The sequence below is a fragment of the Mesorhizobium sp. genome (assembly GCF_041661565.1).
Classification (GTDB): domain Bacteria; phylum Pseudomonadota; class Alphaproteobacteria; order Rhizobiales; family Rhizobiaceae; genus Mesorhizobium.
Genome location: NZ_JBAZUD010000006.1, coordinates 42,401 through 59,057, shown reverse-complemented (window position 1 = coordinate 59,057; position 16,657 = coordinate 42,401). Strand labels below are relative to the sequence as shown.

At 59.9% G+C, this 16,657-nt stretch carries 14 protein-coding genes; all 14 read right to left on the bottom strand.

Features of this window, described 5'->3' with window-relative positions; translation table 11 throughout:
* Positions 1–22: 22 nt before the first annotated feature.
* The 14 genes from WC739_RS02395 to WC739_RS02330 all read right to left on the bottom strand — a co-directional run bounded on the left by WC739_RS02395 (position 23) and on the right by WC739_RS02330 (position 16,402).
* Positions 23–1,486, bottom strand: coding sequence for an aldehyde dehydrogenase (locus WC739_RS02395; protein ID WP_372951409.1), 1,464 nt, complete (start codon positions 1,484–1,486; stop codon positions 23–25).
* A gap of 65 nt (positions 1,487–1,551) precedes the next feature.
* Positions 1,552–2,127: a DUF1349 domain-containing protein gene (locus WC739_RS02390; RefSeq protein WP_372951408.1), complete on the bottom strand. Its 576-nt coding sequence runs from the start codon at positions 2,125–2,127 to the stop codon at positions 1,552–1,554.
* Positions 2,128–2,203: 76 nt separating this feature from the next.
* Positions 2,204–3,232 (bottom strand): proline racemase family protein, encoded by a 1,029-nt coding sequence (locus tag WC739_RS02385; protein ID WP_372951407.1) that lies wholly within the window; start codon positions 3,230–3,232, stop codon positions 2,204–2,206.
* A gap of 90 nt (positions 3,233–3,322) precedes the next feature.
* Entirely contained in the window at positions 3,323–4,006 is a 684-nt protein-coding gene (locus WC739_RS02380; protein ID WP_372951406.1) for a GntR family transcriptional regulator, read from the bottom strand.
* Between the two features lie 99 nt (positions 4,007–4,105).
* On the bottom strand, positions 4,106–5,203 hold the full coding sequence (locus WC739_RS02375) for an ABC transporter ATP-binding protein (protein ID WP_372951405.1): 1,098 nt from the start codon (positions 5,201–5,203) through the stop codon (positions 4,106–4,108).
* A 7-nt stretch (positions 5,204–5,210) separates the two neighbouring features.
* Positions 5,211–6,002, bottom strand: coding sequence for an ABC transporter permease (locus tag WC739_RS02370; RefSeq protein WP_372951404.1), 792 nt, complete (start codon positions 6,000–6,002; stop codon positions 5,211–5,213).
* Positions 5,999–6,880 (bottom strand): ABC transporter permease, encoded by an 882-nt coding sequence (locus WC739_RS02365; RefSeq protein ID WP_372951403.1) that lies wholly within the window; start codon positions 6,878–6,880, stop codon positions 5,999–6,001. The genes WC739_RS02370 and WC739_RS02365 overlap by 4 nt, the downstream gene beginning before the upstream one ends.
* A gap of 72 nt (positions 6,881–6,952) precedes the next feature.
* Positions 6,953–8,101 carry a PotD/PotF family extracellular solute-binding protein gene (locus WC739_RS02360; RefSeq protein ID WP_372951402.1) on the bottom strand — a complete coding sequence of 383 codons (1,149 nt, stop codon included), beginning with the start codon at positions 8,099–8,101 and terminating at the stop codon, positions 6,953–6,955.
* A 143-nt stretch (positions 8,102–8,244) separates the two neighbouring features.
* Positions 8,245–9,891 carry a choline dehydrogenase gene (locus WC739_RS02355; protein WP_372951401.1) on the bottom strand — a complete coding sequence of 549 codons (1,647 nt, stop codon included), beginning with the start codon at positions 9,889–9,891 and terminating at the stop codon, positions 8,245–8,247.
* Between the two features lie 88 nt (positions 9,892–9,979).
* The gene (locus WC739_RS02350; protein WP_372951400.1) at positions 9,980–10,891 is read right to left on the bottom strand and encodes a dihydrodipicolinate synthase family protein; all 912 of its coding nucleotides are present in this window, start codon (positions 10,889–10,891) and stop codon (positions 9,980–9,982) included.
* Between the two features lie 144 nt (positions 10,892–11,035).
* A complete protein-coding gene (locus tag WC739_RS02345) occupies positions 11,036–13,186 on the bottom strand; it encodes a N,N-dimethylformamidase beta subunit family domain-containing protein (RefSeq protein WP_372951399.1) in 2,151 nt (716 codons plus the stop codon).
* A gap of 73 nt (positions 13,187–13,259) precedes the next feature.
* A complete protein-coding gene (locus WC739_RS02340; RefSeq protein ID WP_372951398.1) occupies positions 13,260–14,498 on the bottom strand; it encodes a sugar ABC transporter permease in 1,239 nt (412 codons plus the stop codon).
* 10 nt (positions 14,499–14,508) lie between these two features.
* Positions 14,509–15,282, bottom strand: a complete 774-nt coding sequence (locus tag WC739_RS02335; protein ID WP_372951397.1) for an ATP-binding cassette domain-containing protein — start codon at positions 15,280–15,282, stop codon at positions 14,509–14,511.
* A 13-nt stretch (positions 15,283–15,295) separates the two neighbouring features.
* The gene (locus WC739_RS02330; RefSeq protein ID WP_372951396.1) at positions 15,296–16,402 is read right to left on the bottom strand and encodes a sugar ABC transporter substrate-binding protein; all 1,107 of its coding nucleotides are present in this window, start codon (positions 16,400–16,402) and stop codon (positions 15,296–15,298) included.
* Positions 16,403–16,657: the final 255 nt, after the last annotated feature.

The following is a 16,657-nucleotide window of genomic DNA, read 5'->3' as shown; positions in this document are numbered from 1 at the left end:
CTCTCCATTGCATCTGACGGAATCACAGGTTGGGGCGCAGGCGAACGAATGTGGACTTCGCCTGCATGAATTCGAGCAATCCGTCGGGACCGTTTTCCCTGCCGAGGCCGCTGGACTTGCTTCCGCCGAACGGCAGCTGGGGAACCGTTTCAAGATAGGTGTTGACGTAGACGAACCCACATTCCAGGGCGCTGGCGACGGCCATTGCGGTGTCGAGATTGGAGGTCCAGACGCCGTTGGCCAGGCCGTAATGCGTCTGGTTGGCGAGCGCGATCGCCTCGGAAACATCCTTGAAGGTGGTGACCCCAAGCACAGGTCCGAATATCTCTTCCCTGAAGATCGTCATGTGTGGCTCGATGCCGGTGAAGATGGTCGGCTCGACGAAGCAGCCTTTGCGCAGTCCCTCACTCGTCGGTGCGCCTCCGCCCGTCACGAGCGTTGCGCCCTCCTCCCGCGCCTTTTCGATATGATCGAGGACTTTCCGCTGATGCTGCCGATGAATCATGGGCCCGAGATCGGCATCGACATCGTCAGGCGTGCCAAGCTTCAGCAGCGCGGCCTTCTCGGCCAGCTTGGCGACAAACTCCGAGGCAATGCTCTCCTGGACCAACAGCCTTCCGCCGGCGCAACACTCCTCACCCTGGTTGATCGTGAAGGCAGCAAGCGCACCGGCGACCGCCGCGTCGAGATGCGCGTCGGCGAACACGATGTTGGCGCCCTTGCCGCCAAGTTCAAGCGCCACCTTCTTCAGCGACTGGCCGGCGAGGCTGGCGATCTTGCGCCCCACGGCGGTGGATCCCGTGAAGGAGATCATGTCGATGTCCGGGTGCACGCACATGCCCTGGCCGATCACCTCGCCCATGCCCGGCAGAACGGCGAGGACCCCGTCGGGAATCCCGGCCTGTTTGGCCAGCCGCGCATATTCGAGCGCCGTGCCCGCCGTGAGTTCCGACGGCTTGATCACGACGCTGCATCCCGCGACGAGAGCATAAGGCAGTTTTTGAAACAGCGTCACCGTCGGAAAATTCCAGGGAAGGATCATTCCGATCACGGGCAATGGCTCGTAGGTCACCAGGCCCAATTTCTCGGCACCTTCGTGATTGACGATACGGCCTGGGATGCTCCAGGCGAGCGACGCCGCGTAACGCAGCAACTCCACGGACCACTCGATCTCCCCCTTGGCGGCGGCGATCGTTTTGCCGGATTCATCGGCCTCGATGCGGCTGAGCATCGGGAGCTCCTCCGAGATAAGGTCGGCCCAACGCAGCAGGATCTTGCCGCGTTCGCTTGCCGCAAGGCCCTTCCAGCTGCCTTTCCTGAACGTCTGCTTCGCAAGAATAACAGCACGGTCAAGGTCTGCGATCCCGGCGAGATGGACGCTGGCGATGGTTTCGCCGGTGGCAGGCGAGCTTCTGTCGAGAACGGTGCCTCCCGCCGGGAATTCGGCGGCACCATCGATCCAGATGCCGTATTCACGCTTGGTCATTTCAAAATCCCGATGAGGATCGGCAAGGCGGCAGGGGCCTGGTGGCGGCTCCTGGCGGCTTCAGGTCAGTCGTGCAACTCTTTGGAAATTGGCGGGCCGATCACGAAATCGGTGAAAGCCACCTCGAACCCCTCCCGTTGGGGAGAGCAGCACATCATGCCGACATCGACCTGGGCAGACGGAGGAAAATAGCCCAGCCTCACCGGCTTCCAGCTGTTGTCGCCCCTGTCCAGATACTGAACGCGAACCGCTTCGTGATGACGGGTGAGGCGGATCCTGACGCCCGCCGGATCGGCCGGAATGGCAACCAGCGACCAGTCGGAAACGTCATTCGTGATGACCACGGAAAAGTACATCCGCCCGTCGGTAAACTCTACTCCGGCCTTCACCCAATGTGTTTCGCTGAGCCGCATCATCAGGCCAGCCTGGTCGTAGAGGGCTTCATACTTGCCGTTGATCGTCACCTCGGCGGTGAAATCCCCCGCGACACTCCTGTGGAAAAAATGGCCATTGTCGCGCCAGAAACCGTAAAATGTCTCTCGCCAGAAATCCGTCTCGTGGCCCGTCACGACACGAAGCACGCCGCCATGGTTTGTGTATTTCGGTGGCTCGTTGAGCCATTTCAACTGTTCTTCCGCCATGTCCACCTTCCGTTCATGTGCGCCGTTGCATTGAGGCACCAAATCATGTGCCTGGGGCTCTAAAGATGTCTGTCGATCAATTGAACCACGTGTCGGATAGACGGTAGCCTTCCGGGAACGGATCCTCGGGATCCACGCCGTAATGGCTCACGCCCGTGAGCCAGGCACGACCAGAAACCTGCGGAATGACGGCGGGCACCTTGCCTGCCTTTGCTTCGGCGATGATCTCGCAATCGAAAACCGTATCGAGAATGGAGAGGTGTCTGAACTTCTCGCCGATCGCGAGTTCGCCACGCGCATGAAGAAGCGCCATGCGCGCCGACGTGCCAGTCCCGCACGGGCAGCGATCGAGGCGGCCCGGCGACACGACGACTGCATTTTTCGAGGTCTTGACCCCGTCGACGATTTCGACCGGGCCGGCAAATTCGGTCTGGTTTATTGTGTGGATGAGCGGATTCTCAGGATGGACCGAAGGCAGTTGGACGGAAGCCGCCGCCTTGATCCGCTCGCCGATTTCGACAAGCTGCCTGGCCTCGCTGCGTGCAAGCGTCAGGCCGAGATCCATTGAATTCACGATACAGTAGATCATGCCGCCATACGCGACATCGACCCGCAACGCGCCGAGCCCGGGGACGTCGATCATGCTGTCACGATGCATGACGAAGGAGGGGATGTTGCGGAAGGTGATGCTCCGGCACTTGCCTGCACGGCACTCGGCAACCACGTCGACCAATCCTGCGGGCGTGTCGACTCGGACGATCGTCCGCGGTTCCGTCATCGGAATCATGCCCGCCTCCAGCGCGACGGTCACCGTGCAGATAAGGTTCGAGCCCGACATCGGCACAAAGTAGTCCGACTCCATGACGATCATGCCGATATCCGCATCGGGATGGATGGGTGGCGTGATCAAGTTGACGGCCGCGTTCACGCTGCCTCGGGGATCGAACAGGAGCATGTTTCTGAGCCAGGGACTGTCGCGTTCCAGGTTCTCCATCCTCTCGAACATCGTCGCACCTCGCGGAGGGAGGACGCCGCCGGTGATGACGCGCCCGACTTCGCCTTCGGCGTGTGCTCCCACGACGGTAATGACCCGATCCAGCTGCATCTACGACTCCAACTGCCTTCTATATCCAATATCCAATATTTCCGTACGACAAGCAATCGCCATTGTCGGCTCGGAGCCGAAAACAATCGATCAGGTGTTTTCGAAGTCGGGGCTGGCCTGCAGGCCGGCCATCACATCGTCGCGCGCATCGGCGATATGCTTGCGCAGCAGCTTCTGCGCCAGGGTCTGGTTGCCGTCGGCGAACGCTGCCGCCAGCGCCTTGTGGTCGTCCAGGGCTTTGGCCTGCGCCGAGCGGGCATCGATCTGCAAGCGGAGATATCTGTCGGCTGAATTGTAAAGCGACGACAGCAAGGCCAGCGAGCGCGGACGCCTGGCGGGACGCGACAAAGCCTTGTGAAAAGACCAGTTCAATTCGCTGAGCTTGGCCGGGGATTCCTTAGCCTCGACCCCCCTCGTATAGTCGCCCAGGGCACGCAGCACATGCTCGACATCGGTCTCGGTTGCCTGTTCGATCGCTTTCTTCAAGATGAATGGTTCAAGCGCCAGACGCGCCTCGAATATATCGATGGCGTCATCCACCGTCAGCGTGGCGACGAGCGCTCCCTTGTGGGTGTGGATGACGACGAGGCCTTCTGCTTCCAGTTGAAGCAGCGCCTCGCGGATCGGGATGCGGCTGACACCGGCTTCCTCGGCGATCGCTTCCTGCTTGATCTGCTGACCGCCCTTGTAGAAGCCCGATATGATCCGGTCGCGGATGAGGTCAACGACAGACGATGTGACGGTTCGGCGCTTGATGGCGACAGAGGGATCCATTTACGACCTATCAGGGAGCATTCTTGGCATTTTGAATATAGGATATGAAATCGCCGCGCTAGTGCAGTGCATTGTCGAGACCGTCGTGCGGACCAGCCGTCAAGGCTGCAGAATGATCGCGCTGTCCTTGCGCCAGCAGACATGGACCATGTCGCCGGTTCCAGGAAGTTCAGCGCCTGGCAGGTTTTGAACCTGAACGCGGAATTTCTGGCCGCCACGGCTGACAAGATGGAAAAAAGAGCGGCTGCCGGAGAAGATCACGTCGTCGATCTCGGCCTCCAGCTCATGGTCGTCTTGCGACGCGCACCGCCGGAATGACATTGCCTCGGGGCGAACGGACATTACAGCCGTGTGGGCGCCGCCCATGGGCACCGCCCCGGCAGTGATGTCGAACGGTCCATCCGGGGTCTGCAACAAGATCTGTCCATCGCTGGATGCACCGGCTTTGCCCTCGAAGAGGTTGGTTTCGCCGAGAAACTTCGCCGCAAAAAGTGTCCTTGGACGAAAATACATGTCTTGAGGTTTGTCGACCTGCACGATCCGGCCGCGATCGATGAGAACGACCCGGTCGGACAGGATCATGGCTTCATCCTGATCGTGCGTGACATAGACGAATGTCGCTCCGGTTTCCATTTGGATCCGTTTCATCTCGGCAAGCATGTGCTGGCGGATCTTGAGGTCGAGCGCAGCCAGGGGCTCGTCGAGCAAGAGCACCCGCGGGCCATTCACCAAGGCCCTTGCCAAGGCGACGCGTTGGCATTGGCCGCCGCTCAATTCGCCGATGAACCGGTGCGCAAGGCTTTCCATCTGCACCGTCTTCAGCATTGCCTGGACGCGGCTGCGGCGCTCTTCCCTGGCGACGCCCTTGACCTTGAGGCCGTAGGCGACATTGTCGAAGACGTCGAGGTGCGGGAACAAGGCGTAGCGCTGGAAAACCATGTTCACGGGCCGCTTTTCGGGAGGCAATGCAGCAACATCCTTGCCGTCGATCTTCAGGCTCCCCGACGACAGCGCTTCGAAGCCGGCGATGATCCGCATCAACGTGGTCTTGCCGCAGCCGCTCGGGCCGAGCAGGGTCACGATCTCCCCCTCGTTGATGGTGAGGTCGATATTCGTGAGCGCTTGAAAGAGACCGAACTTTTTCTGGCCGTTGGACATTTCGATCAACGGCGTCTCGGAGGAAATTCCACGGTTCATTTGAGCCTCACGAGGATGCACGGTCTGAGAGGGCGGATGCGCGTTTGAACCGTCCGACGACAAAACCGATCGCCATGATCATCACCGAGAACAAAAGGGCGAGCGTCGAGATCGAATTGATCAGCGGCGTCACGGTGCGGCGCATCATCGACCAGATATACATGGGCAAGGTGGTCTCGGTGCCGGCGACGAATGACGTGACGACGAATTCGTCGAACGACAGGGCAAAACTCAGGATCGCGCAGGAGATCAATGTCGGCGCGATCAACGGTAGCGTTATCCTCCTGAATGTCCCGATCTGTGAGGCTCCAAGATCGCGGGATGCCTCCTCCAGCGTTCGATCGAAAAGCGCAAGCCGTGCCCGCATCGCAATCATGAGCATCGGAACCGACAAGACGACGTGGGAAACGACGATCGTAACCATCGACAGCCGGACGCCGAGTTGCGCGGCCAGGACCAGCAATGAAACGCCGAGGAACAGGCCCGGCAGGGCGATCGGCGTGATGCACAGGATTTCGAGAACGCTCCTGCCAAATCTCCCAAGCCGCAGCCAGGCGAGCGATGCAGCCGTGCCAAGGACAAGAGTGACGATCGCCGTCGCAGTGGCGATCATCAGGCTTTTGACGAGAGCCTGGCCGAGCTGCGGATCCTGGAAGATCAGCGCATACCAGCGGAAGCTGTAGCCGTTGATTGGAAAAGAAAACGACTGCTCGGCGTTGAAGCTGAACAAGACGATGACGACGAGCGGAATCAGCAGATAAGCCAGCACGGCATAGACGACAGCTTTGAGCAGCATCATGCCACCTCGCCGACGGGCTTGGCTTTGCGCCGTGCCGGAATGAGCCCCGTGAGGCGGCCCAGGGCGAGCACCAGCGCATAGATGAGCAGCGACACGAGAAACATGAGGAAGGCCTGGGCGGCACCAAGCGGCCAATTGCCGGTCTTGCGGAATTGGTCGGCGATCAGGAGGCCCGTCGTTTGACCTGAGGATCCGCCGACCATCTGCGGCGTGACATAGTCCCCCGCGACCAGGATGAAGGTCAGCATGAAGGCGCCGACAAGTCCCTGCGCGGCGTTGGGTGCGACAACCCGGAAGAAGGCCCCCAGAGCGGAAGTGCCGAGATCCCGCGACGCCTCGATAAGCTCGGCCTTGATCTCGCTCATCGCTGAAACGACCATCAATATCGCGAATGGCAAATAGATATGGGTCAGCGTTATGGCGACCGCGAAAGGACTGAACAGAAACGCCTGCACGGGTGTGTCGACGATGCGGAGCTGGAGCAGGACCGCGTTGAGCAGTCCGTTTGTGCCGAGCAAGGTGCGCCACGCGTAGATGCGCACGAGATAACTGGAGAACCAGGTGATGAGAATGAGATAGAAGATGATTTTGGATCGGGCAACATAGGTGAGGTAGTACCCGACGGGGATGGCCAGGCAGAGCGTAACGGCAGCTGTGATCAGGCCGATCACTATCGCATTGGTGGTCACCCGCAGGAACAGTGGCGATCTGATCGCCGAGAGATAATTCGTCAGCACGAAATCGGGGACGATGCGGAACCCCGTCGATGTCCAGAAACTGTAGGAAAACAGCAATATGGCGGGCATCACGAAGAAAAGCAGCATGTAGGCTGCCGTCGGCGCTGCCAGAATGCCTCCGGTCCTCTGTGATGATGTCATCCCATTTCCTTTGCCGAACGGCCGCAGGAAGAGAAGGCCTTGCCGGCCGCCCCTTCCCGCTGTCCCCGCAGATTAAAGGCCTGCCTTGAATTCCTGCCAGGCCTGGACCCAGTCCGCATAGGTCGCGTGCTCGCCATCCTCATCGACCGGGGGAATGCCCGGCAGGCCGGAGGCGAAAATCTCGTTGATCTTCGCGTAGTCGATCCGCTTGCGCGCATCCTCGTCGAGCAGTTCGACGGCCTTCTTGGAAACCGGCGCCTGCACCACCGCCGTCGCGACCTTGGCCTGGACCTGGGGATCGAGGGACTGGTTGATGAATGCGTGCGCGGTCTCGATATTGTCTGCGGATATGGGAATGAACCAGGCGTCGACCCACAGGACAGGGCCTTCTTCGGGAATAGCCATTTCGAGCGGCACGCCTTGCGTTCGGACCTGCGTGATGATCGACGGATCGGCCACCAGGACCGCCGCGACTTCCTTCGACGCGACGAAATTGGCGACGTCCCCCTGGTTGATCGAAATCAGACGGGCCTGGTTGCGGTACAACACGTAGTTCTCGAACGCCTTGGCCAGTTCGTCGCGCGTCAGCAGGGGATATTTGTCACCCAGGCCTACCAGACGCGCAATCAAAGGCCAATTGCCCGTTGCGTCGTCCATGATCGCGATCTTGCCTTTCAGGCTCGGATCCAGAAGGTCCTTGTAGGATGTCGGCTTCTTCATCATGTCGGAGTTGTAGAGAAGGGTGTTGAAGCCCCAGATGTAAGGCGATCCCCAATGCTTGCCGTCAGAGAACCATGTCGGCTTGTCGAAAAAGACATCGAACAGATTGTCTGCGTTGTAGTTCGGAATCTTGGACATATCGAGCGGCGAGACGATCTTCATGTCCTTGATGTAAAGCTTGCTGTAGGCCTGGTTGTACTCGGCAAGATCGATGGGGGGAGGATTGCCGGCAATAAACTTTGCCTGGACATCGTCCTGGGAAGCGATCGAGGAGGTTTCCACAGTGACACCATTCGCCGCCCGCCAGTCCTGCAGTTCATTCGTCATGTCGTAGCCTTCCCACGCCATGATCTGCAATGAGCCGCCTGAAGCCGCGCGGGCCGGTGTCACGAACAGTCGTCCTGTCGACACTCCAATGCCGGCGCCCGCCAGGCTGAGCAGCGCGGCACGTCGGGTGAGCTGTATTGCTTCAAGCATAGACGTCTTCGGTTCTTTCGCCATGTGATTTCCCCTTTTTGTTGCTTTACTCACGCTTCATAATGGATATTGGATATAATAAATCGACTGTCGAAGTGTTTGTGGTCAGGTCATCCCCGCGGTTCGCGTGGTGTCGGTCAGATTGCGGGCGGTCGGCCCTTTTGATTTCAGCCCGGACGTCCTTCGTCGGCGTAGTGAGCGATTTGCGGCGGCAGGGCCTGGCGACCGCGCACGCGATCGACCATTTTTTCGGCGATCATCATCGTAGGGCAGTGGAGGTTGCCATTCGGGATGCGCGGCATGACCGAAGCATCGATCACCCGAAGCCGCTCGACGCCATGAACCCGACCTTCGTCGTCAACGACAGCCATGTCGTCATTGCCCATCCGGCAGCTCGAGCATGGATGGTATTGGGTTCCCATATTCTCCTTGAGCCAGGAGAAAACCTCGTCGTCGGATTGCTTGCGCAAGCCGGGAACGATGGCTTCGCCACGGATGCTGTCCCAACCCTTTTGTTGGATGATCTCGTCGGTATGGCGAACGCCGTCGATCAGATTTCGCCTGTCTTGCTGCTGCTGGAGATAGTTCAACACGATTGATGGGTGCAGTCTGGGGTCCGCCGACTTGAGCGTCACCGCCCCCCGGCTCTCCGGCCGGCCCAGGCAAACCTGATACTGGAACCCTTCTTCGATATTGACCTTTCCGTGCATCAGTTCGCCGAGCATCGGCAGGAACTCGTGCTGGATGTTGGCATAGTCGACGGCATCGCTGCTTTTGAAGAACGAACCGACTTCCCAGAGATTGGTTATGCCCAGGCCCTTCCTGAAGAACAGCCATTGCGCACCGATGAACGCCATCTTGATGAGGTTCATGTCGACCGCGGGCGACACGCCTTTATGCGAGGCACGATATTTGATGGAGACGGCGACGTGGTCCTGCAGCCCCTTCCCCACGCCGGGAACATCCGCCACGCTCTTGATGCCATTGGCGGCGAGTTCGGCCGCTGGACCGATACCCGACAGCAGAAGCACTTGCGGCGAGTTGAAGGCGCCACCGCACAGGATGACCTCGCGCTCGGCTTCAACCGACTGGACGGCGCCGTTCTTCTCGAAGGTGACGCCGACGGCTTTCTTTCCGCTGAAATCCACCTTGTGAACCAGGGCATTCAAAACGAGCTCGACATTGCCCCGCTTGATGGCGGGGCGGAGATAGGCCCTGCCACCGCTGGCCCGGATACCGTTATCGATGTTGGCCTGATAGGCGTGGACGCCTTCCTGACGGTAGGCGTTGTAGTCTTCGTTGAGCGGGTGTCCTGCCTGCTGCCCGGCTTCCAGGAACGCACGGAAGGGTTCGAGTTCGGCCTTTAGCGTCGTGATCCGGATCGGCCCCTGACCGCCCCGATATTCATTGCTTCCCCTGTCATACGATTCCAGTTTCTTGAAGTATGGAAGGCAATGGGCATAGGACCAGTTGGTAAGACCATCTTCCGCCCAGCGGTCGAAGTCGCGCGGATTTCCCCGCACATAGACCATGCCATTCAGGGATCCCGAGCCGCCAAGCATCTTGCCGCGAAGATGGGTGACCATGCGGCCATCGAGGGCCGCCTCGGGCCCGGTTTCAAATTCCCATGTCCGCTTCTTGTCGGTCAGCGGATAGGACATCGCGGCCGGCATGCGAACATAGATCGAACTGTCGTGCGGCCCCGCCTCGAGGACCAGAACGCTGACATTGCGGTCCTCGCCGAGCCGGGCGGCAACAATGGAGCCTGCCGCCCCGGATCCCACGACGATGTAATCGTATTTCTTGGAACGCACCCTGCCCACTCCCGGTTCAAACTTCGGCGGCGAAGACGGCGGACATTTTTGGTGCAAACTGTCCGCTATCCTCATCACTATGGCGATCTCATGCGGCTTTCGGCAACGCGTAGTTTTCAAGCTTCTGGATCGCATCCTTGATGATACGCGTCACGAATTCCCGCTCTTCGCCAACGAGCGGCAGGCGCGGACCACGCACCCATTCGGGCGCGCCATAGACCAGGCTTTCGGAAAGCTTGATGTACTGGACGAGCTTCACATGCGTGTCGAGATGGAAAGCAGGCGTGAGCAATCTGTAGAGCTGCAGCGCCTCTTCCTTGCGCCCCTGGACGCACAGGTTGAACAGCGTGATGCATTCCTTGGGCCAGACATTCGTCATGCCCGACACCCAGCCGACCGCGCCGAGTGCGACGCTCTCGACGATCTGATCGTCAACACCGCAGAAGATCTGATACCGATTGCCGAGCGCGACATACATGTCGGTCACGCGACGGACATCACCGGTTTCTTCCTTGACGGCAACGATAGTCGGGGAGTCGGCCAGTTCCTGCAGTATCCGGGGCGTGACGTCGACGCCATAGGCGATCGGGTTGTTGTAGATCATGATCGGTAGCCCGCTGGCCTTGGCGAGACTCCTGTACCATTCGGTGGTCTCTCGGGCATCGGACTTGTAGCCCAGAGTGGGAAACGCCATCAGGCCTTCCACGCCAAGCTTCTCGAATTCACGAGCGCGCGAATTGGCGTCGGACTGGGTGATCTCGGCAAGCCCGGACAGCACTGGCACCCGGCCCGCGGCCGCTTCCTGGGCACTGCGGATAACCAGTTCTTTCTCGGAAGGAGTGAGGCAGGCATTCTCGCCGAGCATCGGCAGGACGATCACGCCCGAAACCCCATTGGTGATCAGCCTGTCGATGGCGGACTGATTGGCCTGCACATTGATCGAGCCATCCTGATTGAGTTTGGTGGTAACGGCGGGAAACACCCCAGTCCAGTTAGTCATGTCTTCCTCTTGCGTTCGATGATGCACTCTACATTCATCATTATATCCAATCTACAATATCCAATTTCCCAAGTCCAGCCCCGGCCCCGCCAATCTGACACCTCAGGACAAACAAACTTGGCTCCCGCCCACGACCGTGGCTGGCTAAACTTGCCGCAGAAAGTGCCGAAGTATGTTGCCTGTCAGCGTCGCGACGTTGTTGTCGTAGTTGTTATAGGCCAGCGATCCTGCCCAGCAGATCGACCCGACGGAGAAGATGCCGCCACCCGCACCGGTGTCGATGAAGACGACGTCGGACCTGACATTGGGATTGTTCGGTCCGCTGACATCCGGCTCGACCTGGGTGACGGATTCCAGGAAGGGGTAATAGGTGTCATTGTGCCGCGAACTCAGGATCACGCGGGCATTGCTGGGCGTGCCCGCCCCGAAGTCCGCGCTGTCCAGTTCATCGCCCGCGGCGCCGCCAAGGACATAGCCAAAGTCGCCGATCATTTCATCGCCGATGGCCTCGAAGATGAAGGCAAGGTCGGGGCTGTAGGAGTCCCGGGTGCGAGAATAGCCCGAGGCGTTGCCCCAGCCGACGCCGGCCGATGCGACGCCGAAAAACAGGCGGCTGCTTTGACCTCGGTGCGAATAGAGGCCTCCGATTTCTCCCGTCGTGGCATGCATCAGTTCAGCGGGATGAGACGTCCAGTTGCGCTCGCCCGAATAGCCGCGCCGGCACTCCAGCGTCCTGGTGTCGTCGCCATCATAGCTCGTCACCCAATACCAGCCATTGCCCCCGAGATACATGATGCTCCCGCCTTGCCCGGCATAGGCCTTCAGCGCGTCCATCTCCGACGAGGTTGGATATTCCGGGTGAGTGCCGGAGACGACGACGTCGTAGCGGGCAAGAAGCTCGCTGCCCATGCGATGCAGGTCTTCGTCAGTCGCCACATCGAAACCGACGCCAGATCTCTCCAGCCAGCCGGTGATGTAGAAGTCGGCCGCGAAATGGCGTCGGGCGGCATTGAGCCAGGTGATGTAGTTCGGCGAATAATTGACGACAGGCCGCTTCCATGAGGAATGCATGACGCCGCTGCCATCCGCATGCCGGTCGTAGATCGAAAGACCGAGCTCGGGATGCGTATGAACGAAAATGTCCGTCTCGTTCAGTTGGATCTTGTCGCGCATCCGCTTCTGGTGCGCCTCACCACGTTCACCATACCCCAGGTGCTCGTTGGCATAGGCGAGATAAGTGTTGGTGGGAGCCAGAAACAGGACCTTGTGTTTGGAATGCTCGGTCGGCTGGACATAGAACGGCAGATGTTCAACCTGATCGCCTTGCGTGAGCTTGGCGGCATAGATTCCGCTCGGCGTCGTCTCCGGAAAAATGGCGCTGAAATCCGTCTCCCATCCGGCATCGTTCAGATCGTCCTCATGGAAATGGATGGCGGACCACTCCGATGGATTTTCTTGATAGCGGACTTTCGTCCCCTTCCACAGATGACCCCGCACCCCACGGGCCGGCCGGTTGACGAGCGTCCCATGCAGGTCGTTGCCGGAAACATCGGTGATGATGAGCGTGTCGATCCCTGTCGCAAAATCCCATGAGGCGATCGGCCTTTGCCTGTCTCCGGGAGCCGACAGCACGGAAGGGTTGTCGATCCGGCCGTTGAAGCGGTCGACCGGATGGCCGTTCCCGTCAAGATTGGAACCGATGAGAATGCGTTCGACCCGAGCGGAGCCAGGCGCATCAGGCAGTGCGAGAAACGCCGCTTCCTCGAAACGCTGGGACGGCCACAGTCCATCGACGGCAAACTCAAGCGCGATGCCACGATCGGTCCGCCCGCCCGTGATATGGATCCACTTCCCCTCATGGTCATGGAGGCCCATGGAAAGAACCTTGGTGTCGTCTCCGGAGCCGATGCGCAGTTCCAACTGGTCCCTGGCAATGACGAGCGACCAGCAAGCCGCGGCCCGATCGGCGGCGACAGCCAGAATTGTCTGGCAGTCGCGATCCCCGAGGGTTGGCTGAACCCAAACGTCAAAGCCAAAAGTCGAGATCTCCGGGGATATCCTGGGAGCCACGATCGCATAGGAACCCGGGCAAAGGTCCTGCACTCGACCGTCGTAGCGACCGGCGGCGGCGTTGACGATGCTTTCCTCTCTAACGGCCTGCTCATCGCCATCGATTTCGACGCCATGCAGCCGGACGAACTCGACATGGTATGGCGCCTGCGCCGCGCTGATCTTGAAATCGATCGTATCGCCCGGGCGGATGCTCACATCACTTGCATAACCGAGAATCTTCACTGTGTGTCCTCGAAATAAACTGCCGAAAACTTGGCTGACGCCGCGGCCGAACCGCGTTGCACCGGCGAACCGCTCAGGATTTTGCATCCCGCGAGAGCAGCCCATCCGCGGTGACGGCAAGCACCAGGATCAAACCCTGAACCAGGTACTTGATCTCGGTGGGAGCGCTGAGCAGTGAAAGCCCGTTGGTGATGCTGCCGATGAGCAAGGCTCCCAGAAGAGCCGCCCAGACCGAACCACGGCCGCCGAACAGGCTGGCGCCGCCGATCACAGCGGCGGCCACCGCCTCGAGCAAGAGCGTGCCGCTGCCGGACTGCGCGGAAACACCCAGTGTGCGTGACGCGGAGATGATGCCGGCAATGCCGGCCAGCGCGCCGGCAATCATGAACGTGTAGATGCGGATCAGGCCAACATTGATCGCGGCGCGCCGGCTTGCCTCCACGTTGCCGCCAATGGCGTAGAGATAGGTGCCGAACTTCGTTTGGGTCGTGACATAGGCCATGATGGAGAGGAGAACGATCAGGATGGCCACGGGCGTTGGAACGCCCCGATCAAGGCTGAGAATGGCGACGAAGACACCGCCTGCGAGGCTCAAGGTCGCGATCGGAAGCAAGACATTGCTTGCGATCGACTGGGCGATGCCAAGCCGCCTCTTGTGGTTTGACGATTGCACAAGGAGGGCGGCAACCACCCCGATACCAACGGCCAGCAGTAGGTAGCCCGCCATCGGAGGCAGGAAGCTGTTGGCGATCCACTGGATGTCGGTTCCCGACAGGGGAATCGATCCGCTCCTCGGCAAGAGCATCAGCAACACGCCTTGCATGGCCAGCGAGGTGCCAAGCGTGACAATGAAAGCGGGCGCCCGGAACCTCGAGATGATCAGGCCCTGGACCAGCCCGACGACCGCTCCAGTGACAATTGCGGCCAACAGGCACAGCCACGACGGAAGCCCGAGCGTGACCAGCAGATAACCCATGACGGCGGATGTCACCGCACTGAGGGCGGCAACCGAAAGATCGATTTCCTTTACGATGAGGACGAGCACGAGCCCCAACGCCAATATGGCCGTCACCACGATCTGAACAGCGAGGTTCGTCAGGTTTCGCGGCGAGAGGAAGCGGTCGTTCATTGCATAGAAGAAAACCCAGATGAGCGCGATTGCGACAAGGACTGGGATAAACCGATACTTGCCGCTTATCCCGTTCAGGATCCGCCTCTGCAAGTCCTGGGAGCTTGCACGATCGTTCGGCACGTTGGCCCCCTTGGTCATCCGCAGGCCTCTTGGATTGTTCATCCCTCTTGGATTGTTCATCGGGGTTTTCCTAGGCGGCGGACGCGGACAGACCGGTGATGGCCGAGACCAGATCGTCGCGCGAGAAGGTTCCACGGCTGAATTCAGCCACTTTGCGACCAAGCCGCAGCACGACGACCGTGTCGGCCATCTCCTGCACATCGGCCAGGTCATGCGAAATGACGATAACACCATGATTGGTCTGACGAAGCCGAATGATCAACGCCATGACTTCCTTGCGTTGGGCAACCCCCAGCGCCGCCGTCGGCTCGTCGAGCAAGACGACTTTCGGCTCCCATAGCACCGAGCGGCAGATGGCGACCGACTGGCGTTGCCCTCCGGAGAGACTGCCCACCGGCACTGTGAGATCGCGCAGGGTCGTCACACCCAGCTCGCGCAGCACCTTGCGCGCCCGGCTCTCCATGTCGGCACGCCGCAGGCGGCCGGCAGCCAGGACCCCGCCCTGCAGTTCGCGCCCCAGAAACAGGTTCTGGACCGTATCGAGATTGTCGCACAGAGCGAGGTCCTGATAGACGGTCTGGATGCCAAGCCGCATTGCATCATGCGGCGCACTGATCCTGACTTTAGCGCCATCAACACGTATTTCCCCGGTATCGGGTATGTTGATGCCGGCAATGGTCTTGACCAAGGTCGACTTTCCGGCGCCGTTGTCGCCCACCAGCGCGACGACTTCCCCGGGACGAACCGCCAGGGACACGCCTTCGAGAGCGTGGACGCCCCCGAAGTGCTTGCTGATGTTCATGAGTTCAAGAACGGGCGGGCTTTCTGTATCTGCGGAACTCATGGCGCTGTCCGTGTCACTTGGTGCACAAGGCGCTCTTGACGGCGGGACCCGCGCAGACTTCTTCGCGCGTCAGGATTCCCTTATCGATCAGTTCCGCCTGCACATTGTCGCGGGTGATGAAGACGTTTTCGTTGAAGATCGCGGGCACTTCCTTCATGCCATTGTTGTAGGTCCCGTTCACCATCTTCTTTTCGTCGCCGCTCTTTTCGAGAAGCGCGACCACCAACTTGACGGCGCTGTCGGCCATCGCTTGGTATGGCGGCACCATGTCGTTCTCGATGTTGCCCGCCAGAAGATGCTGGATCGTTCCGGCCTGACTGTCGTAGCCGCCGAATACCTTGACTTTTCCAAGCAGGTTCTGTGCTGCCAGGGCGGCTATGGTGCCGTTCGCGGAACTGTCGTTGTGAACAAGAATTGCATCGATATCGCCACCGGCTTGCTGCAGGCAGCCGTCAGTCGCTACACGGGCATTTTCTTCCGAGAGCTGCAGGTTATCGCTCTTGCAGACGATCTCCACCTTGCCTTGCTGCACGAGCGGATTGAGTACCTTCTCGGTGCCAGCGACGATCTCGCGGTCAAAGAAGAAGGATGGGTCGCCGGTGATCAGGCCGATCCTGACGGGCTTCTCGGCATCCGCCAGTTCCTTGACCGCGAAATTGGCCGCCGCTTCGCCGATTGGCTCAAACGGCACGGTGACATAGTAGTCGATGTCGCTGTTATCCGAATTGTAGGCATATCCGACGACCGGAATGCTGGCGTCGTGCGCTACCTGCACGATCCCCTGGCTCTGATTTGGCACGGCCGGTGCCAGAATGATGGCCTTGGCGCCCTGTGTCACGGCCGCCTGGGCCTGTTCGAGTTGCCTCGACGGATCGTTGTCGGCGCTCAGAACAACGAGCTTCAGATTGGGAGCGTATTTCTTCAGTGCCTCTTCCATCCCCGGCTTGTCGTAGGCTTCGAACCGGGTGATCTGCGAATTGGGCGTCAGGAAATAGATGGTTCCTTCCGCCTTCGAAGCCGCGATGTCCTCCGCATGAAGAGGCGCAGATGTCAAAGCCACCATGGATGAAAATGCCACCGGCACAACCAGAAGACGCACTGCATTTCGTACGGATTTCATTTTGTTCCCTCTTATATTGACCTACCCTATAAAGGATATTGGATACAATCTGAAAGTTTGTCAAGCGCCTGTTTTCGGTTGACGACGCCTGTCGGTCGGCTTCCCGAACCCGGGCGGCGCACCTGCCCCAGCCGACGGTTTCGCCAGGCGAACCGCTTCGAGTTGAGCTTCCTGCAGGCGTTCGTGCGGACAGTCCCACAGCAACCATGGTGGGAAACGATTGCCTGGTGCGTCACTGCTTGGGCGAAGGCCACA

Coding starts and splice junctions, on each gene's coding strand:
- WC739_RS02395 (WP_372951409.1), bottom strand. CDS start 1,486: ATGACCAAGCGTGAATACGGCATCTGGATCGATGGTGCCGCCGAATTC.
- WC739_RS02390 (WP_372951408.1), bottom strand. CDS start 2,127: ATGGCGGAAGAACAGTTGAAATGGCTCAACGAGCCACCGAAATACACA.
- WC739_RS02385 (WP_372951407.1), bottom strand. CDS start 3,232: ATGCAGCTGGATCGGGTCATTACCGTCGTGGGAGCACACGCCGAAGGC.
- WC739_RS02380 (WP_372951406.1), bottom strand. CDS start 4,006: ATGGATCCCTCTGTCGCCATCAAGCGCCGAACCGTCACATCGTCTGTC.
- WC739_RS02375 (WP_372951405.1), bottom strand. CDS start 5,203: ATGAACCGTGGAATTTCCTCCGAGACGCCGTTGATCGAAATGTCCAAC.
- WC739_RS02370 (WP_372951404.1), bottom strand. CDS start 6,002: ATGATGCTGCTCAAAGCTGTCGTCTATGCCGTGCTGGCTTATCTGCTG.
- WC739_RS02365 (WP_372951403.1), bottom strand. CDS start 6,880: ATGACATCATCACAGAGGACCGGAGGCATTCTGGCAGCGCCGACGGCA.
- WC739_RS02360 (WP_372951402.1), bottom strand. CDS start 8,101: ATGGCGAAAGAACCGAAGACGTCTATGCTTGAAGCAATACAGCTCACC.
- WC739_RS02350 (WP_372951400.1), bottom strand. CDS start 10,891: ATGACTAACTGGACTGGGGTGTTTCCCGCCGTTACCACCAAACTCAAT.
- WC739_RS02340 (WP_372951398.1), bottom strand. CDS start 14,498: ATGAACAATCCAAGAGGGATGAACAATCCAAGAGGCCTGCGGATGACC.
- WC739_RS02335 (WP_372951397.1), bottom strand. CDS start 15,282: ATGAGTTCCGCAGATACAGAAAGCCCGCCCGTTCTTGAACTCATGAAC.
- WC739_RS02330 (WP_372951396.1), bottom strand. CDS start 16,402: ATGAAATCCGTACGAAATGCAGTGCGTCTTCTGGTTGTGCCGGTGGCA.